At 71.3% G+C, this 24,731-nt stretch carries 17 protein-coding genes and 1 tRNA gene; 4 read left to right on the plus strand and 14 right to left on the minus strand.

What is annotated here, in order from left to right:
* Positions 1-1,580 precede the first annotated feature (1,580 nt).
* Complete coding sequence (locus BKD26_RS00955) at positions 1,581-3,260, minus strand: glycoside hydrolase family 6 protein (protein WP_241518517.1); 1,680 nt, start codon at positions 3,258-3,260, stop codon at positions 1,581-1,583.
* A gap of 637 nt (positions 3,261-3,897) precedes the next feature.
* Here BKD26_RS00955 and BKD26_RS00960 point away from each other — a divergent pair.
* Positions 3,898-6,165 (plus strand): xyloglucanase, encoded by a 2,268-nt coding sequence (locus tag BKD26_RS00960; protein WP_277622317.1) that lies wholly within the window; start codon positions 3,898-3,900, stop codon positions 6,163-6,165.
* Here the strand turns inward: BKD26_RS00960 and BKD26_RS00965 are convergent.
* The 6 genes from BKD26_RS00965 to BKD26_RS00990 form a co-directional block, all read right to left on the minus strand.
* Entirely contained in the window at positions 6,155-7,969 is a 1,815-nt protein-coding gene (locus tag BKD26_RS00965) for a rhamnogalacturonan lyase (RefSeq protein WP_179166379.1), read from the minus strand. The genes BKD26_RS00960 and BKD26_RS00965 overlap by 11 nt on opposite strands.
* Positions 7,970-8,120: 151 nt before the next feature.
* Positions 8,121-8,645, minus strand: a complete 525-nt coding sequence (locus tag BKD26_RS00970) for a GNAT family N-acetyltransferase (RefSeq protein ID WP_084894694.1) — start codon at positions 8,643-8,645, stop codon at positions 8,121-8,123.
* Positions 8,646-8,731: 86 nt separating this feature from the next.
* Positions 8,732-8,804, minus strand: a tRNA-His gene (locus tag BKD26_RS00975).
* A 96-nt stretch (positions 8,805-8,900) separates the two neighbouring features.
* The gene (gene orn, locus BKD26_RS00980; RefSeq protein WP_073750865.1) at positions 8,901-9,500 is read right to left on the minus strand and encodes an oligoribonuclease; all 600 of its coding nucleotides are present in this window, start codon (positions 9,498-9,500) and stop codon (positions 8,901-8,903) included.
* A gap of 98 nt (positions 9,501-9,598) precedes the next feature.
* A complete protein-coding gene (locus tag BKD26_RS00985; protein ID WP_084894696.1) occupies positions 9,599-10,834 on the minus strand; it encodes a helix-turn-helix domain-containing protein in 1,236 nt (411 codons plus the stop codon).
* A gap of 377 nt (positions 10,835-11,211) precedes the next feature.
* The gene (locus tag BKD26_RS00990) at positions 11,212-11,535 is read right to left on the minus strand and encodes a hypothetical protein (RefSeq protein ID WP_084894698.1); all 324 of its coding nucleotides are present in this window, start codon (positions 11,533-11,535) and stop codon (positions 11,212-11,214) included.
* Positions 11,536-12,747: 1,212 nt separating this feature from the next.
* Between BKD26_RS00990 and BKD26_RS00995 the strand changes: the two genes are divergently transcribed.
* Entirely contained in the window at positions 12,748-13,269 is a 522-nt protein-coding gene (locus BKD26_RS00995) for a universal stress protein (protein WP_073750871.1), read from the plus strand.
* A gap of 151 nt (positions 13,270-13,420) precedes the next feature.
* Positions 13,421-13,987: a GPR1/FUN34/YaaH family transporter gene (locus BKD26_RS01000; RefSeq protein WP_084894700.1), complete on the plus strand. Its 567-nt coding sequence runs from the start codon at positions 13,421-13,423 to the stop codon at positions 13,985-13,987.
* Positions 13,988-14,166: 179 nt separating this feature from the next.
* Here the strand turns inward: BKD26_RS01000 and glmS are convergent, their stop codons facing one another.
* Positions 14,167-15,984 carry a glutamine--fructose-6-phosphate transaminase (isomerizing) gene (gene glmS / locus BKD26_RS01005; protein ID WP_084894703.1) on the minus strand — a complete coding sequence of 606 codons (1,818 nt, stop codon included), beginning with the start codon at positions 15,982-15,984 and terminating at the stop codon, positions 14,167-14,169.
* A gap of 33 nt (positions 15,985-16,017) precedes the next feature.
* Entirely contained in the window at positions 16,018-16,293 is a 276-nt protein-coding gene (locus tag BKD26_RS01010) for a hypothetical protein (protein WP_084894705.1), read from the minus strand.
* 310 nt (positions 16,294-16,603) lie between these two features.
* On the opposite strand from BKD26_RS01010, the gene BKD26_RS01015 reads away from it, so the two are divergent.
* On the plus strand, positions 16,604-18,181 hold the full coding sequence (locus BKD26_RS01015) for a beta-N-acetylhexosaminidase (protein ID WP_084895305.1): 1,578 nt from the start codon (positions 16,604-16,606) through the stop codon (positions 18,179-18,181).
* Between the two features lie 52 nt (positions 18,182-18,233).
* Here the strand turns inward: BKD26_RS01015 and BKD26_RS01020 are convergent, their stop codons facing one another.
* From BKD26_RS01020 to BKD26_RS01040, 5 genes are all read right to left on the minus strand, one after another.
* Positions 18,234-20,000 (minus strand): IucA/IucC family siderophore biosynthesis protein, encoded by a 1,767-nt coding sequence (locus tag BKD26_RS01020; RefSeq protein WP_084894707.1) that lies wholly within the window; start codon positions 19,998-20,000, stop codon positions 18,234-18,236.
* Positions 19,997-20,548 carry a GNAT family N-acetyltransferase gene (locus BKD26_RS01025; RefSeq protein ID WP_084894709.1) on the minus strand — a complete coding sequence of 184 codons (552 nt, stop codon included), beginning with the start codon at positions 20,546-20,548 and terminating at the stop codon, positions 19,997-19,999. Before BKD26_RS01025 ends, BKD26_RS01020 begins: the two co-directional genes overlap by 4 nt.
* A complete protein-coding gene (locus tag BKD26_RS01030) occupies positions 20,545-21,816 on the minus strand; it encodes a lysine N(6)-hydroxylase/L-ornithine N(5)-oxygenase family protein (RefSeq protein ID WP_084894711.1) in 1,272 nt (423 codons plus the stop codon). The genes BKD26_RS01025 and BKD26_RS01030 overlap by 4 nt, the downstream gene beginning before the upstream one ends.
* Positions 21,800-23,242, minus strand: a complete 1,443-nt coding sequence (locus tag BKD26_RS01035; protein WP_084894714.1) for an aspartate aminotransferase family protein — start codon at positions 23,240-23,242, stop codon at positions 21,800-21,802. The genes BKD26_RS01030 and BKD26_RS01035 overlap by 17 nt, the downstream gene beginning before the upstream one ends.
* Positions 23,243-23,891: 649 nt before the next feature.
* Complete coding sequence (locus tag BKD26_RS01040; protein WP_084894716.1) at positions 23,892-24,728, minus strand: siderophore-interacting protein; 837 nt, start codon at positions 24,726-24,728, stop codon at positions 23,892-23,894.
* Between the last annotated feature and the right edge of the window lie 3 nt (positions 24,729-24,731).

The raw sequence follows: 24,731 nt of genomic DNA on the forward strand, positions 1-24,731 counted from the left end.
GGGCCGGAGGGGCCCGCCCTGTGGGGCAGATGCGTGTCCGGCATCCCCGGGGGGCTGGCCGGGGAGGCCGTACCCCGTGCCTGTGCCGGACAGGAGGCAGCACCTTGCGGGGCACCGGTGTCCCCCGCCGGACTCCTCAAGGTGAGGGGCTCGGCCTTGCCCCGGGCACCGGGCCGACCTGGTCCTGTGACGGGGCACGACGGCCGGCGTCTGGCGTCCTGCGGGTGCGGTGTGCGGGGCTCGAAGTCTCCCTGGCCCCGCCTGCCTCACCAGGACGCCTCACGGGCCCCTATCGTCACATCTGCACCGGGGCTGGGGAGTTGTGGGCGGTGTAGGACACCTTCCGACCATGAGCGTCCGGGCACGGGGTGTCCCATCCCGCCCACAACTCCGGTGGTCCTATACGGGTGTGACTGGAGGGGCCGCCCCTTCTGGAGGCCGACCTGGCCGTGCCTTACTGTCCGGAAGGCTGTGGTCCCGGGCCCGAGTCGGAGGACAGGCCGCGCCCCGGCCCTGCTGTCCTGGCCGCGCGGTGCCCGCCGTGCCCTGGCCGCTCGGCTCCACCCGCCCCAACCCCGCACCCACCCCGGCCACCTGCCGGAACCCCGACCACTCACCCGCCCGCAGTCGCCGGACCGAGCCCGGATGCCCCATGCCACTGGGGCGCACCCACCACCCACCGGAGCGAGGTCTTGTGCCCTAGCCAGGAGACGGGCCGCAGCCGCTTAGCCAAGAGGCCACCGCCCCATTCCACTGCCGCGCCTGCCCCGGCCGGGCCACCTCGGCAACGAACCCGGGCAGAGCGGTGCGCCCTCCGGGATGCCTGCTCCCCGGGGGCGCCCTCCGAGAGAAAACGCGCGGGTGGAGGCGGCCTGTCAAGGGTGGCCGTAGGCCATCGGCGAAGCCGACGCGAAGCGCCCTTGACAGGGTGCCGGAGCCCGCGACTCTCGGAAGGGAGGGCGGCCCGGAACGGTGACCGGGACCGGACGGCCCCCCCCCGGGGCTCAGGGTGCCTGACCGGAGCCGGTTCTGGGGCCGGGGGCTGAGGCATGGGGGCTGGCCCGGAACGGTGACTGATACCGGACGGCCCACCCCAGGGGCTCAGGGTGCTTGACCGGAGCCGGTCCTGGGGCCTGGGGCCAGGGGCCGAGGGTGCTTGACCGGAGCCGGTTCTGGGGCCGGGGGCTGAGGCATGGGGGCTGGCCCGGAACGGTGACTGATACCGGACGGCCCACCCCAGGGGCCGAGGGTGCTTGACCGGAGCCGGTCCTGGGGCCTGGGGCCAGGGGCTCAGGGTGCTTGACCGGAGCCGGTTCTGGGGCCTGGGGCCAGGGGCCGAGGGTGCTTGACCGGAGCCGGTTCTGGGGCCGGGGGCTGAGGCATGGGGGCTGGCCCGGAACGGTGACCGATACCGGACGGTCCGTTCCCGGGGCCGAGGGTGCTTGACCGGAGCCGGTCCTGGGGCCTGGGCCAAGGGCCAGGGCTCAGGCGTGTGGATGGCCCGAGTGTCCCGCCCCCGGGCGGGCGCTGGGCGGCCGGCCGGGGGCGGGGGTCAGGGAGTGGGCGTCAGGGAGCGGGGGTCAGAGCGCCGGGTGGGCGTTCTTCATCAGCTCCTGGAACTGGGCCGAGAACCATTTGCCCGAGAGCGGGGCGTTGGGCAGGGCGCCCGAAAGGTTGTTGCCGTTGCGCGGGTTGCCCGTGTAGGTCGGGTCGCACATCCGGTCGAAGCCCTTGCCTTCGTCGTTCGGGATCTCGCTGCTCGCCCCGTCCGACTCGCCCGGCGGCTTCATCCACACGTACGCGTCGATGCCCGCCGCCGGAGCGGCCTTCGGGCGCTCGCCGAGACCGGCGCCCGCCTGGTTGCACCAGTTGCCGAGGTGGATGCGCCGGTCGTAACGGCCGCCGTTGACGTACGTGTCGACGTTGGTCGTCGCGCCGGGGCCGGTCGGGCGGGCCGTGCCGCCCCAGCCGTTGCGGGAGGTGTCGATCAGCATGCCGAGCTTCTGGTCGAAGCCGAGCGAGACCAGCTTGGCGCGCATGGCCTGGGCGTACGACAGCTCGTCGGTGTACCGGTTCCAGTCGACCCACTTCGACTGGCGTACGGACACGCCGTTGACCGTGTCCTCGATCTTGAAGTGGTCCTCCTTCAGCGCGCTGTAGTTGGCCGTGTTGACGATGAAGCCGTGCACCTTGGAGACCGTCGAGCCCTCGGCGGTCGCCGCCTGCTTGAACAGTTCGGCGGAGGCGTTGAAGTTGTCGTCCCAGCCGAGCCAGCCGTGGTGGCCGGCGTCCACGTAGTTGTAGACGTTGCCGACCGCGCCGAGCTTGTTCAGCGCGTACCCGACGCCCTTGACGTAGTTGCCGTTCGCCTTCATCACGTCGCAGTTGGGCGTGGCGGTCGGGCGGCCGGACACATTGGTGACCAGGTTGGGCAGGGAGTCGATCTCGACGGTCGTGACGATGCGCAGGCCCGCGTACTTGGGGTCGGCGAGGATCGCGGCGATCGGGTCGATGTACTGCGTCTTGTACTTGTCGATCTCCGTCGGGCCCAGCTCGCCGTTGGAGGCGAGCGCGGCGCAGTCGCGGCCCGGCAGGTTGTAGATGACGAGCTGGATGGCGAGTTCGCCGGTGCCCTTCTGGCGCAGTGCCTCGTCGAGGTGGGCGCGCAGGCCCATGCCGCCGTTCACACCGTTGATGGCGGCGATGCGGTCCAGCCAGACGCCGGTCGGCTGGTTGGAGACGCGGGTGCCGCCCGGCTCGGCGGCGGCCTTGGCGGACCATTCGGGGTTCACGTACACCTTGGCGCCGGCGTACGGGTTGTCGACGCGGCTCCCGGAGGGCGGCGGGTCGGTCGGCGGGTCGGTCGGGTCCGGCGGGTCGGTCGGGCCGCCGTTGCAGGTGACGCCGTTCAGCTTGAACGTCGTGGGGACGGCGTTGGTGCCGCTGTACGAGGCGTTGAAGCCGAAGGAGGTGGAACCGCCGGTGGCCAGGCTGCCGTTGTACGACACGTTCCTGGCCGTGACGGCGGCGCCGGACTGCGTGGTGGTGGCGTTCCAGGACTGGGTGATGCGCTGGTTGCCCGCGTAGGTCCACTCCAGGGTCCAGGAGCTGACCGGGTCACCGGTGTTGGTGACGGTGACGTTGGCGCCGAAGCCGGTGTTCCACTGGTTGGTGACCTGGTAGTTGACGGTGCAGCCGGGGGCGGCCGCGCCGGCGGAGGTGCTGAGCGCGGTGGCGGTGGCGCCGGTCGCCGCGATCATGGTGCAGGCGGCCAGCAAGGCGGTGCGGCGGCGGGAGGGCGTACGGGAAGTCGTACGGGAGGACGTACGGGAAGGCGTAGGTGGTGCGGCGGCTCTGGTGCGGCTCATGTCCGGTGATACCTCTCGGTCGTGACGGATATGTGCGGGGGTGTGCCGTCGTCGTCGCTGATCAGATGAGGTACGAGGGCCCGGGTTACGAGGACCCCGCGTACGGGCTCGCCGAAGTCGCCCGCCACGGAGTGGTGCGTCGTGAGTCGCGGCGGGTGGTGGGAGGGGCGAGCGCCCGGTGGCCCGAACCGCGTGCAAGGGCCCTGCCTGCTACCGGGGCGTACGTGCGGGGGATGGCGCATGAGCGACTCCTCGCAGCTCGGGCGCGCATCTGACCCTGCGCCGACTGAATGGAACCGCTCCCACTGGTGCAGCAGACCGTAGCGGCAAGTTCCGTCATGGAACAGAGGGGCCGTCGAATTTCGCATTCGATTTTCTTCGACTCTTCAAGCACCTTGACCCCTCGCCCCCCTCTCCTCATAGTGGGAGCGCTCCCACTGGTTCAAGGCTTGTGCATGACGCGACAAACCAAGGCGGGCCGGGCTGCCCACGGCCCGCCGCGGACCCCCACGTCCGAGAGGAAGCCCCCGTGCGCAGAACGCGAAACCTGCTCCTCGGCCTGGCGCTCGCCGCCGGCCTGCTGACCGCCGCGCCACCAGCAGCTACGGCGGGCCCACAAGCGGCCGCGTACTCCTGGAAGAACGTCCGCGTCGACGGCGGCGGCTTCGTCCCCGGCATCGTCTTCAACCGCGCCGAGAAGAACCTCGCCTACGCCCGCACCGACATCGGCGGCGCCTACCGCTGGCAGCAGGCGACCAGGACGTGGACCCCGCTGCTCGACCACGTCGGCTGGGACGACTGGGGCCACACCGGCGTCGTCAGCCTCGCCTCCGACTCCGTCGCCCCCAACCGGGTGTACGCCGCCGTCGGCACGTACACCAACAGCTGGGACCCCGGCAACGGCGCCGTCCTCCGCTCCACCGACCGCGGTGCCACCTGGCGCAAGGCCGACCTCCCCTTCAAGCTCGGCGGCAACATGCCCGGCCGCGGCATGGGCGAGCGCCTCGCCGTCGACCCCAACCGCAACAGCGTGCTGTACCTCGGCGCGCCCAGCGGCAAGGGCCTGTGGCGCTCCACCGACGCGGGCGCCACCTGGTCGCAGGTCACCGCGTTCCCCAACCCCGGCAACTACGCCCAGGACCCGTCCGACACCAGCGGTTACGCCTCCGACAACCAGGGCATCGTCTGGGTCACCTTCGACGAGACGACCGGCACCCGTGGCAGCGCCACCAAGACGATCTACGTCGGTGTCGCCGACAAGGCCAACGCCGTCTACCGCTCCACCGACGCGGGCGCCACCTGGACCCGCCTGCCCGGTCAGCCCACCGGCCTCCTCGCCCACAAGGGCGTCCTCGACGCGGCGAACGGCCACCTCTACCTGGCGTACAGCGACACGGGAGGCCCGTACGACGGCGGCAAGGGCGCCGTGTGGCGGTACGCCACCAGGACCGGCACCTGGCAGGACATCACCCCCGACCCCGAGGCCTACTACGGCTTCAGCGGCCTGAGCGTCGACCGCCGCAAGCCCGGCACCGTCATGGTCACCGGCTACAGCTCCTGGTGGCCCGACACGCAGATCTTCCGCACCACGGACAGCGGCGCGAACTGGACGCGGGCGTGGGAGTACACCTCGTACCCCAACCGCACCAACCGCTACACCATGGACGTCTCGTCCTCCCCCTGGCTCACCTGGGGCGCCAACCCGTCCCCGCCCGAACAGACCCCGAAACTCGGCTGGATGACGGAGGCGCTGGAGATCGACCCGTTCGACTCCAACCGCATGATGTACGGGACGGGTGCCACCATCTACGGCACCGAGAACCTCACCGCCTGGGACAGCGGCGGCAAGGTCACCATCAAGCCGATGGTCCAGGGCCTGGAGGAGACCGCCGTCCTCGACCTGGTCTCGCCGCCCTCCGGCGCCCCGCTGATCAGCGCGCTCGGCGACATCGGAGGCTTCCGCCACACCGACGTCACCAAGGTGCCGTCCATGATGTTCACCTCCCCCAACTTCACCTCCACCACCAGCCTCGACTACGCCGCGGCCAACCCGAACACGGTCGTACGCGTCGGCAACCTCGACGGCGGACCGCGTATCGCCTTCTCCACGGACAACGGCGCCAACTGGTGGGCGGGGCAGGAGCCTTCCGGTGTCTCCGGCGGCGGCACGGTCGCCGCGGCGGCCGACGGCAGCCGGTTCGTGTGGAGCCCGGACGGCGCGGCCGTCCACACCACGGCCGGCTTCGGCACCTCCTGGACCCCGTCGCAGGGCATCCCGGCCGGCGCGACCGTCGAGGCCGACCGGGTCGACGCGAAGAGGTTCTACGGCTTCAAGAACGGGACCTTCTACGTCAGTACGGATGGCGGTCTCTCCTTCAGTGCCAGGGCCACGGGCCTGCCCGCCACCGGGAACGTCCGCTTCCAGGCGGTGCCCGGCCGGAGCGGCGACATCTGGCTCGCGGGCGGATCCCCGACGAGTACGTACGGCTTGTGGCGCTCCACCGACGCGGGCGCGACCTTCACCAAGGTGAGCGGCGTCGAGCAGGCCGACACCATCGGCTTCGGCAAGGCCGCGCCCGGCGCCACGTACCAGGCCCTCTACACCAGCGCGAAGATCGGCGGCGTACGCGGCATCTTCCGCTCCACGGACGCCGGGGCGAGCTGGGTGCGCATCAACGACGACGCCCACCAGTGGGGCTGGACGGGGGCCGCCATTACCGGCGACCCCCGCGTCTACAGCCGGGTGTACGTGGCGACCAACGGCCGCGGCATCATCTACGGCGACGCTACGGGGTAGTGACCGGGGTGACAACCGTCGGCCGGGGTGCCGTGGGCATCCCGGCCCCGATGGGGAAACTCGGGTGCGGGGGCTGGTTGTAGGCGGTGTTCTGCCACGCCAGCCCCGTGCGGTACATGGTGTCGTGCAGCAGCGTCGTGATCCGGGTCGTCGTGTCGTACGGCGTCGAGTAGATCCGCAGCGCCCGGTTGTCCGACGTACGCCACACGACCTCCTCGCGCCAGTCGCCGAGGATGTCGCCGGACAGCGCCGGGGTGGCCTTGGTCCCGTTGTTGGACGCGACGGAGGCGCCGGTCAGCAGCCGGGTGTCCCCGCCCGTGCCGTACTTGTCGATCCGGGTGCCGTCCAGCAGCTCACGGGTGGTGTCGCCGTCCCACCAGCTGACGAAGTTGATGCTGGACGGCTCCCGGCCGAGCGACGCCCCGGTCGGTGACCTGAGCGTGGTGTCGGTCGCCGACCAGGACTCAGCGCCGGGGGAGCCCGCGTGGACGTCGGCGGACACGCCCCGGCCGTTGTCGCCGCCCGTGGCGGTCTGCCACAGGACCTGACCGGTACGGGCGTCGGCCATCCAGGAGCCGGGCTTGGAGCTGTCCTCGGACACCTTGAAGTACTCCAGCCCGGCGCGGGCGGGGTTGAGGTCCCCGACATGGCCGGCGTCGCCGTGCCCGAGCCTCGTCGTCCACAGCCCGTTGCCGTTGTCGTCGACGGTCATCGCCCCGTACACGATCTCGTCCCGCCCGTCGCCGTCCACGTCCGCGACGGACAGGCTGTGGTTGCCCTGCCCGTCGTACCCCTTGCCGGCGTTGGTGGAGGAGCTGGAGTCGAAGGTCCAGCGCCGGGTGAACTGCCCGCCGCGCCAGTCCCAGGCCGCGATCACGGACCGGGTGTAGTAACCGCGCGCCATGATGAGCGAGGGCCGGACGCCGTCCAGGTACGCGGTCCCGGCGAGGAACCGGTCGACCCGGTTGCCGTAACTGTCCCCCCACGACGCCACGTTGCCGCGCGCGGGCACGTAGTCGACCGTCCCCATGGCGGCGCCGGTGCGGCCGTTGAACATGGTGAGGTACTCCGGGCCCGTGAGCACGTACCCGCTGCTGTTGCGGTGATCGGCGGAGGCGCTCCCGATGGTCCTCCCCGTACCGTCCACGGTCGCGTCGGCCGTCTTCATGGCGACCTCGGCCTGCCCGTCGCCGTCGTAGTCGTACACCTGGAACTGTGTGTAGTGCGCGCCGGAGCGGATGTTGCGCCCCAGGTCGATCCGCCACAGCCGGGTGCCGTCGAGCCGGATGCCGTCGACGATCGTGTTGCCGGTGTAACCGGAGTGCGCGTTGTCCTTGGCGTTGGTGGGCTGCCACTTGAGTACGAAGTCCAGGGCGCCGTCCCCGTCGAGGTCGCCGACGGACGCGTCGTTCGCCTCGTACGTGTACGCGACCCCGTCGGGCGTCGTGCCCCCGGCGGGCCGGGTGATGGGCACGTCCTTGTAGCCGCCGCGGAACTGCACGGCGTGCACGGAGTCGCCCTGCTCCACGCCGCCGACGACCGCGCGGACCGTGTAGTCGGCGTGGCTGGGCGCGCCGGGGTGGAAGTAGGTGGTGGAGCCGGTGACGGGCGTGGCGTTCACCTTCGTACCGGCGCGGTAGACGTTGAACGCCACGTCGTCCGGGTCGGTGCCGAGCCACCGCCAGCCGACCAGGTTGCCGGTTCCGGTGTGGACGCTGACGACGCCCCGGTCGAGCCGCTCGACCTGCCGGGCGGCGGCGGCCTCGGCCGCCCCGGCGGGGGACGCGTGCGGGGAGGCGTACATGGCACAGAGGACGGCGGTGGCGATGAGGATGGAGCGGCGTCTCGTGCGGGGGATCCGGTTCTGCGGGTGGTGCACGATTCCTCCTGTGGGGGAGAGGGACGTGTTGCGTACGTCACAGTCGCCACCACTCGGAGAAACGTTGCCGCAATGTTCATGTGCCAGGCGTCAGGGCTTTCACCAGGAACGTGCAGGCGTCCGCCATCCGGTGCACGGTGCCCTCGGCGTCCTCGTAGGACCAGCGGTCGGTGTACGGGACGACCGGCCGGTAGCCCAGGCGCGCGTACAACGCCGCCGCCCGCCGGTTGCCGCCCTCCACCCCCAGCCCGATCCGCGCCCGTCCCCGCTCACGCGCGCGTTCCTCGGCGGCGTGGACGAGGGCGGTGCCGATCCCGTGCGAGCGCAACGACTCGGGCCACACGACGAGCCCGTTGATCTCCGGGCAGTCCTCACCGCACACCGCCCGTACCTCCGGCGCCGCGCATCCGTCCCACCGCACCTCGCAGGTCCCGACGGGCCGGCCGTCGCGCCAGGCGACGAGGAACGTCCCGTCCCCGGCCGCCTGGCGGGCGTACCGGCGGGCGTGGGAGGAGAGGACCCCGGGTGAGGGAGCGCCGGGGGAGGGTATGTGCCGGTCGAGCAGCTCGACGTCGTGGTCCCGGCATTCCCTGATCACCATCCGGTCGCCCTCCCGCTGCTGGACACACTGCCTGGACATGACGAAGGGCTGACCCGTTTTCACAGGTCAGCCCTTGCGTCGATCAGGGTGAGTAACGGGACTCGAACCCGCGACATCCTGGACCACAACCAGGTGCTCTACCAGCTGAGCTATACCCACCACGACCGGTCTTTTTCCCGACCGGCCGAGAAAAAGTGTACAGGGTCCGAGAGGGTGCTCGCTCCCGCCTTTCGGACGGGCGGGCCGGCGGCCGCGCTACTCGGGCAGGACGTGGCGCGCGGCGATCTGCTTCGCCGTGTCGGAGTCGGGGCCGGGCTGCGGGACGAAGATGGCCTCGCGGTAGTAGCGCAGCTCGGCGATGGACTCACGGATGTCGGCGAGCGCCCGGTGGTTGCCGGCCTTCTCCGGACTGTTGAAGTACGCCCTCGGGTACCAGCGGCGAGCCAGCTCCTTGACCGAGGAGACATCGACGATCCGGTAGTGGAGGTAGTCCTCCAGCGTCGGCATGTCACGCAGCAGGAACCCGCGGTCCGTGGAGACCGAGTTCCCGCACAGCGGAGCCTTGCCGGGCTCCTTGACGTGTTCGCGTACGTAGGCGAGGACCTGCTCCTCGGCGTCGGCGAGGGTGGTGCCGTTGGGGAGCTCGTCCAGGAGGCCGGAGGCGGTGTGCATCTGGCGCACCACGTCCGGCATGGTCTCCAGCGCCGCGTCCGGCGGGCGGATCACGATGTCCACACCTTGACCGAGTACGTTCAGTTCCGAGTCGGTGACCAGTGCGGCCACCTCGATAAGTGCGTCATCCGTCAGCGAGAGCCCGGTCATCTCGCAGTCGATCCACACCATGCGATCGTTCATGCGTCCTACCTTAGAGGGGCGGTCGCTGAGGGGGTGCGCTCCCGCACCCCCTCAGCGACCGCCCCTCCACGGCGGTACGCGGGTGTCCCCCGGTCCTGCTACGGCGCGCTGCGCTGGCCCGGAAGGGCCGCCCGGCCGCCGAAGGCGTCCGCGTGCGGCCTGCCGTGGTGCTCGGGCGGGGCCGCGGAGGTCGCCGTCGGGCCCGTCGCGGTGGACGCCGCGGCCGCCCGTCTCGCCGTCGGCGGCACCTGGGAGGGCACCATGGACTCCACGACGGCCGACGACGGTCCCGACGACCCCGACGGGCCTGCGGAGTCGCCCTGTGGGCGCCGGGCCCGGTAGGCGGCCCGGTACGCGGCGGGCGAGGAGCCCAGCTGGCGGCGGAAGTGCCCGCGCAGCGCGACGGGCGAGCGGAAGCCGCAGCGGCCCGCCACCTCGTCGACCGAGTAGTCGGACGTCTCCAGCAGCCGCTGCGCCTGGAGCACCCGCTGGGTGATCAGCCACTGGAGCGGGGCGGACCCCGTCAGTGAGCGGAAGCGCCGGTCGAAGGTCCGCCGGCTCATGTACGCGCGGGCCGCGAGCGTCTCCACGTCGAACTGCTCGTGCAGGTGCTCCAGGGCCCAGGCGACCACCTCGGCGAGCGGGTCGGCGCCGATCTCCTCGGGCAGCGACCGGTCGAGATACCGCTCCTGTCCGCCGCTGCGCCGGGGCGGTACGACGAGTCGGCGGGCGAGTGCCCCGGCCGCCTCGGTGCCGTGGTCCGTGCGCACGATGTGCAGACAGAGGTCGATTCCGGCCGCCGTTCCGGCGGAGGTCAGTACGTCGCCGTCGTCGACGAACAGCTCCCGCGGGTCCACATGGACCGACGGGTAGCGCTTGGCGAGCGTCGGCGCGTACATCCAGTGCGTGGTGGCGGGCCGGCCGTCCAGTAAACCGGCGGCGGCGAGCACGAACGCGCCGGTGCACAGGCCGACGATGCGGGCGCCCTCCTCGTGCGCCCGGCGCAGCGCGTCGAGCGCCTCGGCCGGTGGCGGCGAGGTGATCGACCGCCAGGCTGGTACGACGACGGTGCCGGCCCGGCTGATGGCCTCCAGCCCGTACGGCGCGGTCAGTTCGAGCCCGCCGGTGGTCCGCAGCGGTCCGTCCTCGCCCGCGCAGACGAGCAGCCTGTAGCGCGGAACTCCGGCGTCCTGGCGGTCAATCCCGAACACCGAGAGTGGGATCGAACTCTCGAAGATGGGGCCGCCGCTGAACAGCAGCACTGCGACGACCTCGCGGCGGCGCCGTCCGGACAGTTTGCGTCCGGTCTCCGGTGCGGCGGAGTCCTGGCTCATGACGCTAAGCCCCCCTCGGTGTTCGCGTCTCCTAGGTCCTGTCGCTCCTGCACGTTTCCCCTCGGTTTTGCACGAGTCCCCAGTCTTCGATAGTCATGATCGAATCTACTGTGTCCCGTGGCGCCGGAGTGACAAGTTCCGCATCCAGCACTATGTCGACAAGGCAACTTGGCGCGAAGCATTCGATCACGAAGCGTTCCACTCGTGGGCCGCGGAGGGAAGTGCGCCTCACGTGCATGGCCCATCCGCGTAGGGTGCGAGCAGCCCCGTCGGTCCTTTCCTGCCTGGTGACAAGGGGGTTGACAGGCCATTCTGGCAAGGAATGCCGTCCGGGCCGAAGTTGGCTGAAAACATACGGGCGCGCGTGTGCGAACCCGTCAGTCTCCGGGCGCACACCCCGCCCCGTGACGGCCTCCACGGTGCGCCCCCGCACCCGACCGTGAGTGCCGGCCCCCGCGGTGCGGGACGTTCTGCCGCCGGCCGCTCGCCTCGGCGACCCGCTCCGAACGGCGCAGCAGCACCCGGCAGGCGGTGGTCACGGCGGCCAGCCCGAGAGCGGTCCCGGCCGCGCCGCCGAAGGACGTGCCGTACACGAGGAGGACGACGGGGACCAGGGCACAGCTGAAGGCCGCCCAGCGGACCACATCGCTCGCCGAGTCGGATGCGGACGACGGGGCCGGGGCGGACGGGCGTGCGGGCACGGAAGCTCCCTGATGGCTGCGGGCTGCGGCTGCGAACTGTTGCTGCGGCCGGCGGCTGCGGTATGACCGGTCGGACCGAGTGGCCAACGACAACCGGCCGCCCCGGTCACTGCCTCGGGCCCCCGGATGGCCGGGGCGGCGGTCGACAGCCCGCACCCTCGCGGGCCGGCGCCCCGCAGGCCCAGGTGGGCCGCCGCCGGGGCGTGCGGGCGGACTCGGACAGCGGTCCCTCCTCCGGCGCGGTGCCGGCCCGGATGGGCACCCGGGGGGCCCGACGGGCTTGTGCCCTTCCCGGCTGGGCCGGGCGGTGTGCGTCGGGCAGACGCGGTGGGTCGGCGGCCGACCCCGCCTGGGCGGGCGAGGGCCGGCGGTGTGGGTGCCCCGCTCGCCCCGGGCCGGCGGGGCCGGCGGCGGGGTGCCCGGTCCGGGGCCCAGGCGGGTGGGGTGGCGGCGGGACCTCGGGTGGGCGACCCGGCTGGGCGGCGTGGCCCGGACCGCGGGCAGGTGGGCGTGGCGCGGAGCCCGGGCGGGTGGCGGGCTCGCGGCCGGGGTTGTGTCGGCGGCGCGGGGCGGTCGGCGTGGGCGCACCGTCCTGGCTGGGCGCGGCGGTGTGAGTGGGGGTGCTGGGTGCGTCGCCCCGAACGGGTGGGGCCCGGGGGTGTGTCCGGGCAGGTGGGGCGGTTGGTGGCGGGGGCCGGTCGGGCGGCGGCCCGGGGCGTGTCTGCGGTGCGGTGGCCGTCCGGGGGCTCGGGCGGGGGTGGCCGGGTGGGGGCGTCCGGGTGGGGCCCGGCGGTGGCTCGCGTGCCGTGACCGGTCGGCCGGCGTCCGGGGCTGCTGGGGGCGTGCGGGTGGCGCGGTGGCGTCCGGGGTGCTTGGGGGTGTGGGGCGGCGCGGCGGCCCCCGGCCGGCCGGGGGGCGTCCGGGGCGGGTTCGTGCTGGTGGGGAGGGGGTGCCGGGGGCGGTGGGGCCTGTGGCGCGTGGGGCGGGGGACGGCTGTAGGGGGCATGCGGCATTGCCATACGGGGCGGGCTCGTGCATGCTCCCTGGAACGCCGTGTGACCGCCGCGGCAGGGTGGCGGGCACTGGGCAGCGGAGGAGTGCCGCCGTACCCTTGGGGGTATGCGGTTGGGAAGATGGTTCCCGGACACACCTCCACCGCCAACCGTTGGACCCCTGCTCCTTCTCAAGAGGACCTTCTTCGCCGAGACACCGATGGCCGGTCACGAAATCCCTGAACCCGCGGACCGCAGGCAGGTCGCCGATTCCCCGGTCGACCCCCTCGCGGCGGACGAGACGCGCCACTCCTGCGATCCCGCCTTCCAGCACGGGGTGGTCGTCGGCTTCGACGGCTCGACCTCCAGCGAGCGGGCGCTCGCGTACGCCATCGGCATGGCCCGGCGGTCCGGTTCGGGCCTGATCATCGTGCACGTGGCGAACCGGCTGCCCACCACCGTGTGGGCCGGCTGTGAGCCGCCCGTCTTCGTCGACGTACCCGACCACCGCACCGAGGTGCTCGGGCTGGAGCTGGCCTGCGCGGACTACCTGTCCGAGGTGCCGTGGATCCTCGTCGAGCGCGGCGGCGACATCTGCCACGAGCTGGAAGAGGTCGGTCGCGAGTATTCGGCCGACGCCATCGTCGTCGGCTCCACGCACGGCATCGTCGGCCGCATCTTCGGTTCGGTCGCCGGCCGACTGGCGCGGCGCGCGCAGCGGCCGGTCGTCGTCATCCCGTAGCCCTGCCGTTATCCGCCGGTGATATGCCGTCAATTTCCTTCCGCTTGGGCGAAATTCGGCCGTCTCGGCAGGTGGGTTGTGCGCTTGTGAAGGGTATATCCAGGTGGCTGGGAAGCAGCACAACTGCACATGAGCATGAAGGGAGCCCGCCGTGGACAACGACGTCTCTGCGGGGAGCACCACCTCCACTCTCGGCCACCTCGCACTCGGCCTGACCCTGCTGGCGTTCGGCGTCGGCAGCACCGGTGTGATCGACAACGTCGCGGCCTCCGACGCCGCGGCTCTCGCGACCTGGGTCGGCGGGGTCGCCCTCTTCGTCGCAGGCCTCTTCGAACTGCGCGCGGGCAACGGCCGTACCGGCACCGCCTTCGCCGGCCTCGGCGCCTTCTGGTTCGCCTGGGGCACCGGCGTGGGCTCCGGGGTCTCCGCGGAAGCCGGCGGACTGTTCATGGTCCTGTGGGCCATGCTGTCGCTCAGCCTGACGGCGGCCGCCTCCGGCAGCGGGCTGCTCGGGCAGGGCGTGTACGGACTGCTGACCCTCTCCCTGCTGCTCTCCGGCGTCGGCTCCTTCGCGGACGCCTCCGCGCTCGGCCAGATCGGCGGCTGGGCCGCCGCACTCGCGGGCCTCGGCGCCTGGTACGGCGCGACGGCGTCGCTCGCCAAGTGGCCGACGTTCCAAGGGCGCGCCGCCGGCCGGGGTGTGACGGCCACCGGCTGAAGCGGCCACGAGGCCGGTGCAAGGGCGGCACCGGCCGTACGAAAAGGGCGACCCCCGGCGCGTTGGTGGCACGCGCCGGGGGTCGGCCCCCTTTGCGCCTGAACCGGCGCCGCTCTCGCGGGCGTGGTTGCTCGACGCGGGGGTTGCTCAATTGCCGCTTCGGCCGTCAGTGGCGGGATCTACTCGACCGTGACGGACTTCGCGAGGTTGCGCGGCTTGTCGATGTCGCGGCCCAGGGCCAGGGCGGTGTGGTAGGCGAGGAGCTGGAGCGGGATGCCCATGAGGATCGGGTCCAGCTCGTCCTCGTTCTTCGGGACGAGGATCGTGTGGTCGGCCTTCTCCTGCTCCTGGTGCGCGACCGCGAGGATCTTGCCGCTGCGGGCCTTGATCTCCTCCATCGCGGCGCGGTTCTTCTCCAGCAGGGAGTCGTTCGGGACGATCGCGACGGTCGGCATCGCGGGCTCGATGAGGGCCAGCGGGCCGTGCTTGAGCTCGGAGGCCGGGTACGCCTCGGCGTGGATGTAGGAGATCTCCTTGAGCTTCAGGGAGGCCTCCAGCGCGACCGGGTAGCCCCGGACACGGCCGATGAACATCATCGACTTGGCGTCCGCGTACTCGGCGGCGAGCTTCTTGATGTCCTCCTCGCCCTCGAGGATCTCCTGGATCTGGCCGGGCAGCTTGCGCAGGCCCTCGATGATCCGCTTGCCGTCGGCGACCGAGAGGTCGCGGATGCGGCCCAGGTGCAGGGCGAGCAGCGCGAAGGCGACGACCGTGTTGGTGAAGCACTTGGTGGAGACGACGCAGACCTCCGGGCCGGCGTGCACGTACACGCCGCCGTCCGCCTCGCGGGCGATCGCGGAGCCCACCACGTTGACGACACCGAGCACCCGCGCGCCCTTGCGCTTCAGCTCCTGGACGGCGGCCAGCACGTCGTACGTCTCACCGGACTGCGAGACGGCGATGTACAGGGTGTCGGGATCCACGACCGGGTTGCGGTAGCGGAACTCGGAGGCCGGCTCGGAGTCGGCCGGGATGCGGGCCAGGCCCTCGATGAGCGAGGCGCCGATCATGCCGGCGTGGTACGAGGTGCCGCAGCCGAGGATCTTGACGCGGCGGATGCCACGGGCCTCGCGGGCGTCCAGGTTCAGGCCGCCGAGGTGGACGGTGGAGAACTTCTCGTCGATGCGGCCGCGCAGGACACGGTCCACGGCGTCGGCCTGCTCCGAGATTTCCTTGTGCATGTACGTGTCGTGGCCGCCCATGTCGTAGGAGGCGGCCTCCCACTCCACGGTCTCGGGCGTCGCGGTGGTCAGCGTGCCGGAGGTGGTGTACGTACGGAACTCGTCGGCCTTGAGGGTGGCCATCTCGCCGTCGTCGAGGGTGACGATCTGGCGGGTGTGGGCGATCAGCGCGGCGATGTCGGAGGCGACCAGCATCTCCTTCTCGCCGATGCCGAGGACGACCGGGGAGCCGTTGCGGGCGACGACGATGCGGTCGTTGAAGTCGGCGTGCATGACGGCGATGCCGTACGTGCCCTCGACGACCTTGAGCGCCTCGCGGACCTTCTCCTCCAGGGTCTCGGCCTGGGAGCGGGCGATCAGGTGGGTGAGGACCTCGGTGTCGGTCTCGGAGGCGAAGACGACACCGTCCGCCTCGAGCTTGGCGCGCAGCTCGGCAGCGTTGTCGACGATGCCGTTGTGGACGACCGCGACCTTGTTCTCGGGGTCCATGTGCGGGTGCGAGTTGATGTCGCTGGGGGCGCCGTGGGTGGCCCAGCGGGTGTGGGCGATGCCGGTGGTGCCGGTGAAGCGCTTGGGGACGCGGGCCTCCAGGTCACGGACCCGGCCCTTGGCCTTGACCATCTTCAGACCGGTGGACTTCGGGCTGGTGATCACCATGCCCGCCGAGTCGTACCCCCGGTACTCCAGCCGCGCCAGACCCTCCAGCAGCAGCGGAGCCACATCACGCTTACCGATATAACCGACAATTCCGCACATAAAGTGTTGCCCCTCCAGGTTCGTGGTGTGTGCTCAGCCGTAGATGATGCGGCGCAGCTGCCGGAGTGAGAGCTCCGGTGGCGCCACGGCGCGGTGCGGCAGTTCGGCCGCGATGCGCTCGAAGATCGCGGAGTTCACCGCGCCGCCGGACTGCAGTTCGCGGTGGCGGCGGCGGACGAACTCCTCGGTCGTCTCGTCGAAGTACGCCAGCACGTCGAGCACCACCCGGGCGGCCTCACCGCGCTGGAGCGCGGTGCTGCGGACCAGGTGGTCGATGAGGTCGTCGTGCGACGGGCGGTGTTCGAGCACTCGTAGATATTGAAGGAGCGGGATGCGAATGGCAACAATCCTGCCCGATATCGGGCAGTGGTGGGTTAAAGGCGGGTCCGATTTGGTCAGAGTTGCTTGAGAACCGCCTGTTTCGCGGTGCGGACCCCCCGGACATTCCAGAGTGGTCTACACCTTGACCGGCCCTGGGGTGCGCGGTACGGATGGTGACCGTTCGGTTGCACAAGCCCGCAGTTGCGACGCCCGTCGAAGGGACCAGCTTGTGACACAGCGCAGAACGTTCCCCCGCCTCCGCCTCCTCGGTTCGCTGCTACTCGTCGTGGCCGCCGGGATGACCGGGATCGGAGCCGCGCCCGGTGGGGCCGCGCCTGGCGGGGCCGCGCCTGGCGGGGCCGCCGCCACGCCCGGCGTCCGGCCGCTCGGCGACATCGTGCCCGTACCCGCCTCCGCACGCCCCGGCGGCAGCCCCTACACCCTCACCGCCCGCACCCGGATCCACGTGGACGACGACTCCCGCGAGGCACGCCGCATCGGGGCGTACCTGGCGGACCTGCTGCGGCCCTCCACCGGGTACGCACTGCCGGTCGTGGACCACGACGACGGCCGCGACGGCATCCGGCTGCGGCTGAGCGGCCGCGAGGCGGCGCTCGGCGACGAGGGGTACCGGCTGGAGTCCGGGCGCCGGGGCGTCACCGTCACCGCCCGTACGCCCGCCGGCCTCTTCCACGGCGTCCAGACACTGCGCCAGCAGCTCCTGGCCTCCATCGAGAAGGACGCCCGGCAGCCCGGCCCCTGGCAGGTCGCGGGCGGGATCATCACCGACGCGCCCCGCTACGCCTACCGGGGCGCGATGCTCGACGTCTCGCGGCACTTCTTCACCGTCGAGCAGGTCAAGCGCTACATCGACCAGATGGCGCTCTACAAGATCAATAAGCTGCACCTGCACCTGAGTGACGACCAGGGCTGGCGCATCGCCATCGACTCCTGGCCCCGCCTGGCCACCTACGGCGGCTCCACCCAGGTCGGCGGCGGGCCCGGCGGCTACTACACCAAGGCCCAGTACAAGGACATCGTCGCGTACGCCGCCTCCCGCCACCTGGAGGTCGTGCCCGAGATCGACATGCCCGGTCACACCAACGCCGCCCTCGCCTCGTACGCCGAGCTCAACTGCGACGGCATCGCCCCACCCCTCTACACCGGCACGGCCGTCGGCTTCAGCAGCCTGTGCGTCGGCAAGGAGATCACGTACGACTTCGTCGACGACGTCATCCGCGAGATCGCCGCGCTCACCCCCGGCCGGTACATCCACATCGGCGGCGACGAGGCGCACTCCACCAGCCATGAGGACTACGTCACCTTCATGGACCGGGCGCAGGCGACCGTGGCGACGTACGGAAAGACCGTCATCGGATGGCACCAGCTCGTCGGCGCCAACCCCGCCAAGGGCGCACTCGCGCAGTACTGGGGCCTGGACCGCACCAGCGACGCGGAGAAGGCGAAGGTGGCGGCCGCCGCCCGGAACGGCACCGGGCTGATCCTGTCGCCCGCCGACCGGCTGTACCTCGACATGAAGTACACCAAGGACACCAAGCTCGGCCTGTCCTGGGCCGGTTACGTCGAGGTCCAGCGCTCGTACGACTGGGACCCGGGGGCGTACCTCCCGGGGGCGCCCGCGAACGCCATCCAGGGCGTCGAGGCGCCGCTGTGGACCGAGACCATCGCGTCGAGCGCGCACATCGACCAGATGGCCTTCCCCCGGCTCCTCGGCGCGGCCGAGCTGGGCTGGTCGCCGGCCGCCACGCACGACTGGGACACGTACAAGCAGCGGCTCGCGGGGCAGGGCCCGCGCCTGGAGGCACTGGGCGTCGACTTCTACCGGTCGCCGCAGGTGCCCTGGCGTACGGAGTAGGAAAGGAGCCGACGCCCGGGGGACCGTACCCCGGGCGTCGGCCGGACCGTGGTTACGCGAACCGCGCGATCGGGTTCGGCAGCGTACCGACGAACTGGAGCGCGCTCGACGGGTCCGCCAGGTCCACCATCTGCTTGTTGTTGCGCAGCTGGAGCCGGTTGAGGCACGACAGCGTGAACGCGTCGGCGAACATGTCGTACTGAGCGAACTTGTCCGCCAGCTCCGGCTTGGACTCCTGGTACGCCTTCACGCACTCGGCGACCGTCCGCCAGAAGTCGTCCTCGCCCAGCACACCCTCGTCCGCGAGCGTCGCGCCCAGGAAGCGGAAGAAGCAGTCGAAGACGTCCGTGAAGACGGACAGCAGCTTCGTGTCGTCGGGCACGTCGACCCGGATGCGCTCGACCGCGGGCGGCAGCACCGCGTCCGCGTCCATGACCACGATCTCCTCGGCGATGTCCTTGAAGATCGCCCGCTGGACCGTGCCGCCCTCGATCACCAGGATCACGTTCTCGCCGTGCGGCATCCACGCCAGGTCGTACGCGTAGAAGGTGTGCAGGATCGGCAGCAGGTACGCCTCCAGGTAGCGGCGCAGCCACTCCGTCGGCGCCAGCCCCGACTCGGCGATCAGCGCGCCCGCGAAAGACGCGCCCTCGTGGTCGGTGTGCAGCAGGGACGCCATGGTGGCGAGGCGCTGGCCCTCGGCGATGGTTGGCACCGGGCTCTCGCGCCACAGCGCGGCGAGCATCTTGCGGTACGGGGAGTACCGGTCGGTCGCGGCCTCGTACTCCAGGTGCCGGTAGCCGACCGCCGCACGCTCGCGGATGATCGAGAAGCGGGCCGCCTTGAGGACGTCGTCGCCGTCGATCAGGTTCGCCAGCCAGTCGTTGATGGCCGGGGTCGCCTCCATGTACGCGGCGGACAGGCCGCGCATGAAGCCCATGTTGAGGACCGAGATGGCCGTCTTGACGTAGTGCTTGGCCGGGTCGTTCGTGTTGAAGAACGTACGGATGGACTGCTGCGCCAGGTAGCGGTCGTCGCCCTCGCCGAGGAAGACCAGGCGCTGCTGGGCGATCTCGGCGGCGAAGGTGACGGACAGCTTGTTCCACCACTGCCAGGGGTGGACCGGCACCAGGAGGTAGTCCGCGAAGTCCAGGCCCTGGTCGGCGAGCGTCTTGGCGAAGCCGTCGACGGTCGCGTCGCCCAGCTCGGCGCGGATGAACGTCTCGTAGTCGATGCCCGCGCCGGCCGTGAAGGTGGTGCGGTCGCGGCGCGCGGCCAGCCAGATCAGCTGGATGGGGTTGGCCGCCTCCGGCGCGTACGCGTGGTACTCGTCGATGCCGAAGCCGAGCCGCCCGTTGTTGGCGACGAAGCAGGGGTGGCCCTCGGTCATGCCCGTCTCGACGGCCTGGAAGTCCGCCTTGGCCAGCTCGGCGGCCGGGACCTGCGGCTTGGTCGACTTGAACGCCGTACCGGAGAGGGTGGAGGAGATCTCCTCCAGGTAGACCGGCAGGATCTCGTCGCTCAGGCCGAGCGAGCCGCGCAGCTCGATGATGAACCGCAGCGCGTCGAGCGGGAGCTGCTCGGCGCCCTGGTGGCGGCTGATGGAGTCGGCGTCCACCTGCCAGTGGTCGAGGGCGAACCGGCGGGCGGTGAAGCGGTACTCGATGGTGCCGTCGTCACTGAGCACCCGGTAGCGGTCCTCCCCGAGGGGCTCGGGGTCGAGCAGCCGCTCGTGGGTGAACTCGGCGAGACCCTTGCGGATGAGGAGCCGGTTGGCGTGCGCCCAGCGGTCGGGCGTGAGGTGTGCGACGGGGTTCATCGGGCGGCTCCCACGGCCGCGTGGAACTGCTCCCGGGTGCAGAAGCTGAGGTACGCGTCCTTCTCCGGCTTGGCCACCTTCTCGGCTATCTCGAAGCCGACGGCCGCGTTGAGCGCGTGGACGGCCTTGTTGCGTACGTCGGGCTCGACGACGACCCGCTCGGTCGCGGGGTCGGCGAACAGCTCCGCCATCACCGCGGTGATGACGGCCCGCGTGAAGCCGTGGACGGGTGTGTCGGTCGGGGCGACCAGGAAGTGCATGCCGACGTCGCCGGGCTGGGCCTCGTACAGGCCGACCAGCTCGACCTTGGACGGGTCGTAGCGCTCCATGAGGAACGCGGGCTCGCCGTCGCGCAGGCCGATGAAGGCGTCGTGGTGCTCATGGGCGGCGATGGCCATGTACTCGCGCTCGACGTCCGCGACGGTGTGGTTCTGCATCAGCCAGAAGGCGGCCTTCGGGTGCGTGACCCAGCCGTGGACGAGCTCGCCGTCGGTGAGCGGGTCGAGGGGCCGGAAGGTGAAGGTGCCAACAGTGGTGGTCGTGCTCATACGGCGAACTCCTGGAACGCGATGGACTTCTCGACGGGGTAGTACTCGGAGCCCAGCAGTTCGCCGATGATGTACGCGTTGCGGTAGGCGCCCATCCCCAGGTCGGGGCTGGTGATCGAGTGGGTGTGCACGCCGGCGTTCTGGAGGAAGATGCCGCGGCCGGTCGTGTCGATGGAGTAGTTGCGGGCGACGTCGAAGCGGCCCTGCCCGTCCCAGCGTATGCGGTCCTTGACCGGCTCCAGGAAGGCAGGCGTGACGTACTTGTAGCCGGTGGCGAGGATCAGGCCGTCGGTCTCGATCTCGAAGTCCTTGCCCTGCTCCTCCTGGCGCAGGCCGAGCGTGTACGTGCCGTTCTCGTACGTCGCGGTGTTCAGCGAGGAGTTGGTGAGCAGGCGCGTGGGGACAGGGCCGCCGAGGTTCTTCTGGTACAGCAGGTCGAAGATGGCGTCGATCAGCTCACCGTCGATGCCCTTGAACAGGCCCTTCTGCTGCGACTCCAGGCGGTAGCGGGTGGCCTCGGGCAGAGCGTGGAAGTAGTCCACGTACTCCGGCGAGGTCATCTCCAGCGTGAGCTTGGTGTACTCCAGCGGGAAGAAGCGGGGCGAGCGGGTGACCCAGTTCAGCCGGTAGCCGTGGACGTCGATCTCGCTGAGCAGGTCGTAGTAGATCTCGGCGGCGCTCTGGCCGCTGCCGACGAGGGTGATCGACTTCTTCTTCTGGAGCGCCTCCTTGCTGGGGAGGTAGCGCGAGTTGTGGATGAAGTCGCCGTCCAGGCCCTGGCAGGCGTCCGGGACGTACGGCGGGGTGCCGGTGCCCAGGACGAGGTGGCGGGCGCGGAACGTTTCTCCGGCGGTGGTGTGGACCGCGTACAGCTCCTCTTCGGCGTCGTACTCGACCGTCGTCACCGTGGTGGAGAAGCGGACGCTGCTCAGCTTGGACGCGGCCCAGCGGCAGTAGTCGTTGTACTCGGTCCGCAGCGGATAGAAGTTCTCGCGGATGTAGAACGAGTACAGCCGGCCGTTCTCCTTGAGGTACTGGAGGAAGGAGTACGGCGAGGTCGGGTCGGCGAGGGTGACGAGGTCCGACATGAACGGCGTCTGGAGGTGGGCGCCTTCGAGGAACATCCCCGAGTGCCACTCGAAGTTCGGCTTCGATTCGAGGAAGACGCCGTTCAGCTCGTCGATCGGCTCGGTCAGGCAGGCGAGGCCGAGGTTGAACGGACCCAGTCCGATACCGACGAAATCGTGGATGTCACGAGGCGTGGACAAGGTTCTCTCCAAGGTACTGCTCGGCGTGGCCGGCGATCAGGTCGAGGACGGCGGTGATGTCGTGCACGGTCGTCTCGGGGTTGAGCAGGGTGAACTTGAGGTACTGGCGGCCGTCGACCTTCGTACCGGCGACGACGGCCTCGCCCGACGCGAACAGCGCCTTGCGGGCGTAGAGGTTGGCGCGGTCGATCTCGGCGGGCGAGGTGACGGCGGCCGGGATGTAGCGGAAGACGAGAGTGGACAGCGACGGCTCGACGACGACGTCGTAGCGCGGGTCGGCGGCCAGCACGTCCCAGCCGGCGGCGGCCAGGTCGCACACCTCGTCGAAGAGCTGTCCGACGCCGTCGGCGCCCATGACGCGCAGCGTCATCCACAGCTTGAGCGCGTCGAATCGGCGGGTGGTCTGGAGCGACTTGTCGACCTGGTTCGGGATCCGCTCTTCGAGCGTGCGGCGCGGGTTGAGGTACTCCGCGTGGTACGTCGCGTGGCGCAGCGTGACGCCGTCACGGACCAGCAGGGCGGAGGAACTGACCGGCTGGAAGAACGACTTGTGGTAGTCGACCGTGACCGAGTCGGCGCGCTCGATGCCGTCGAGGAGGTGGCGGCGGGTGGGGGAGGCGAGCAGGCCGCAGCCGTAGGCGGCGTCGACGTGCATCCAGGCGCCGTACTGGGCGGCGAGCTCGGCGATCTCGGGGAGCGGGTCGATGGAGCCGAAGTCGGTGGTGCCGGCGGTGGCGACGATCGCCATGGGGGTAAGCCCCTGGGCGGCGCACAGCTCCAGCTCGGCGGCGAGGGCGACGGACTGCATGCGCTTGTGGCGGTCGGTGGGGATCGCGATGACGGCCTGGGGGGAGAGGCCGAGGAGTTTGGCCGACTTCTGGACGCTGAAGTGGCTGCACTCGGAGGTGAAGATGCGCAGCTTGGCCAGGTCGTCGGCCTTGGCCTCCTCGCGGGCGAGGAGCAGTGCCTGGAGGTTGGACTGCGTACCGCCGCTGGTGAACACCCCGTCGGCGGCCGGGCCGAGGCCGATGCGGCCGGTGGTCCAGTCGATCAGCTTGCGCTCGATGAGCGTGCCGCCGGCGCTCTGGTCCCAGGTGTCGAGGGAGGAGTTGACGGCCGAGAGGACCGCCTCGCCGAGGACGGCGGGGATGACGACCGGGCAGTTGAGGTGGCCCAGGTAGCGGGGGTGGTGGAAGTAGACGGCGTCGCGGAGGTAGACCTGCTCCAGCTCGTCGAGGGCGGCGGAGGCGTCGCCGAGCGGCCGGTCGAGGTCGACGGCGGAGATGAGCGGGGCCAGTTCGTCGGGGGTGACGCCGGTGAACGGCTGTCGGGTGGAGGCGAGCCGGTTCGCCACCCGCTCGACTCCTTCGGTGACGGAACGCCGGTACTGCTCGGCGGTTGCGTCATTGAGCAGGTGCGAGCGCATGCGATGTCCTCCCGGGTACGGGGACTTGATCGGCCCTCAGGGGACAAGAGGGGTTTGAGGAGCCGCGGTGGTAAGTAAGGTTAGCCTAACCTCATTTGAACCTGCAACGGACGCTGGGGTCTCACGAGGCCCTTCCGTTGCACGGCCGTTGCACGGCGGTGCGGTGCCCTGGCGGGGGCGGGCGGTGCCCGGGGGGCGGTGCGGTGCCCTGGCGGGCGCCGGGGCAGTGCGGGCGGCCTTGCGCGACCGGACGGGTGACTGGGGCTGGACCCGGGCTGGGCCGGACCCGGCCTTGGCTGGACCCGGCCTGGGCTGGACCCGGGCTCGGACTGCGCCGTGGCCGATCACGTCCCGGGCGTGCGGCGGCACCGGCTTGCGCCCGCCCGTGGCCGCGCCGCCCGGGTCCTGCGTGGGTGGGCGCGACACCCCGGCTTGCGTCCCGGGTGGGTGCCGGGACCGGGCTCGGGAGCTACGACCGGGGTGGCCGGCGGCTCGGGCGGGAATGGGCTGCCCGCTCGGGCACGCGGCCGTGGTGCGAGGCCACTGGGCGTACGCCCCGCGGATGCCGGGGTTTCGGCCCGTCAGGGCGCCGGCGCGGCGTACGTCCGGAGCGGGCGCCCCGGGGCGGACGCGCGGTCGGTGAGCCGGCCTACGCCTCGTCCTCGGTCGCGTCCGGGGCCTCCCGGAGCGCGTCCTCGCTCAGGCCCTTGCGCCAGTAGCCGACGAACGTCACGCGCCGGCGGTCGATGCCGCGCTCGTTGACCAGGTGGCGGCGGAGCGCCTTCACCGAACCGGACTCGCCCGCGATCCAGGCGTACGGAGCCGTGCCGGACAGTTCGGCGGCGCGTACGGCGTCGACGGCGGTGGGCGCGCCCTCCTCCCGGACCAGCCAGGTGACGGTCGCGTCCGCCTCGGTCTTCAACTCCAGCCGGTCGGCGGCGTACGGGACTTCGAGCCACACCCGCGCCCTGGTCCCGGCCGGCAGCCACTCCAGGATCGACGAGGCGGCGGGCAGCGCCGTCTCGTCGCCCCAGATCAGCACCTCGTCCGCGTCCTCGGGCAACCGGAAACGCACACCGGTGTTGTCGGCGACCGTCGGGCCGAGGACGACCACCCGGTCACCCTCCGAGGCCTGCGCGGCCCAGCGGCACGCCGGGCCACCGTCCTCGTGGAGGGCGAAGTCGATGTCCACCTCGTCCGGGTCCTGGCGCTGCTCCCGCACGGTGTACGAGCGCATCACCGCCCGTACGTCGTCCGGCATCGCCCGCCACGCGCCGAGCGCGCCGTACAGGTCCCCGTCCGCCACCGGCGGCATGACCGGCTCCGGCTGACCCGGGTGCGGCAGGAACAGCGACAGGCTCTGGTCGCGACCCCCGGCGGCGAAACCTTTCAGCTCGTCACCGGTCGCCCCCGTGAAGGTGACGCGGACCAGCGACGGGCCGAGCCGCCGGGCCCGCACCACCTTCAGGGAGAAGAAACCGAACATTCG

The sequence above is a fragment of the Streptomyces sp. CB03238 genome (assembly GCF_002099185.1).
Taxonomy (GTDB): domain Bacteria; phylum Actinomycetota; class Actinomycetes; order Streptomycetales; family Streptomycetaceae; genus Streptomyces.

What these genes read in the sequence shown, in the direction of transcription:
- BKD26_RS01025 (WP_084894709.1), bottom strand. Translation starts at nt 20,548, where the DNA reads ATGAGCACGACCACCACTGTTGGCACCTTCACCTTCCGGCCCCTCGAC.
- BKD26_RS00995 (WP_073750871.1), top strand. Translation starts at nt 12,748, where the DNA reads ATGGCCGGTCACGAAATCCCTGAACCCGCGGACCGCAGGCAGGTCGCC.
- BKD26_RS01040 (WP_084894716.1), bottom strand. Translation starts at nt 24,728, where the DNA reads ATGTTCGGTTTCTTCTCCCTGAAGGTGGTGCGGGCCCGGCGGCTCGGC.
- BKD26_RS00965 (WP_179166379.1), bottom strand. Translation starts at nt 7,969, where the DNA reads ATGTACGCCTCCCCGCACGCGTCCCCCGCCGGGGCGGCCGAGGCCGCC.
- glmS (WP_084894703.1), bottom strand. Translation starts at nt 15,984, where the DNA reads ATGTGCGGAATTGTCGGTTATATCGGTAAGCGTGATGTGGCTCCGCTG.
- orn (WP_073750865.1), bottom strand. Translation starts at nt 9,500, where the DNA reads ATGAACGATCGCATGGTGTGGATCGACTGCGAGATGACCGGGCTCTCG.
- BKD26_RS00985 (WP_084894696.1), bottom strand. Translation starts at nt 10,834, where the DNA reads ATGAGCCAGGACTCCGCCGCACCGGAGACCGGACGCAAACTGTCCGGA.
- BKD26_RS01015 (WP_084895305.1), top strand. Translation starts at nt 16,604, where the DNA reads ATGACCGGGATCGGAGCCGCGCCCGGTGGGGCCGCGCCTGGCGGGGCC.
- BKD26_RS01035 (WP_084894714.1), bottom strand. Translation starts at nt 23,242, where the DNA reads ATGCGCTCGCACCTGCTCAATGACGCAACCGCCGAGCAGTACCGGCGT.
- BKD26_RS00970 (WP_084894694.1), bottom strand. Translation starts at nt 8,645, where the DNA reads ATGGTGATCAGGGAATGCCGGGACCACGACGTCGAGCTGCTCGACCGG.
- BKD26_RS01020 (WP_084894707.1), bottom strand. Translation starts at nt 20,000, where the DNA reads ATGAACCCCGTCGCACACCTCACGCCCGACCGCTGGGCGCACGCCAAC.
- BKD26_RS00955 (WP_241518517.1), bottom strand. Translation starts at nt 3,260, where the DNA reads ATGATCGCGGCGACCGGCGCCACCGCCACCGCGCTCAGCACCTCCGCC.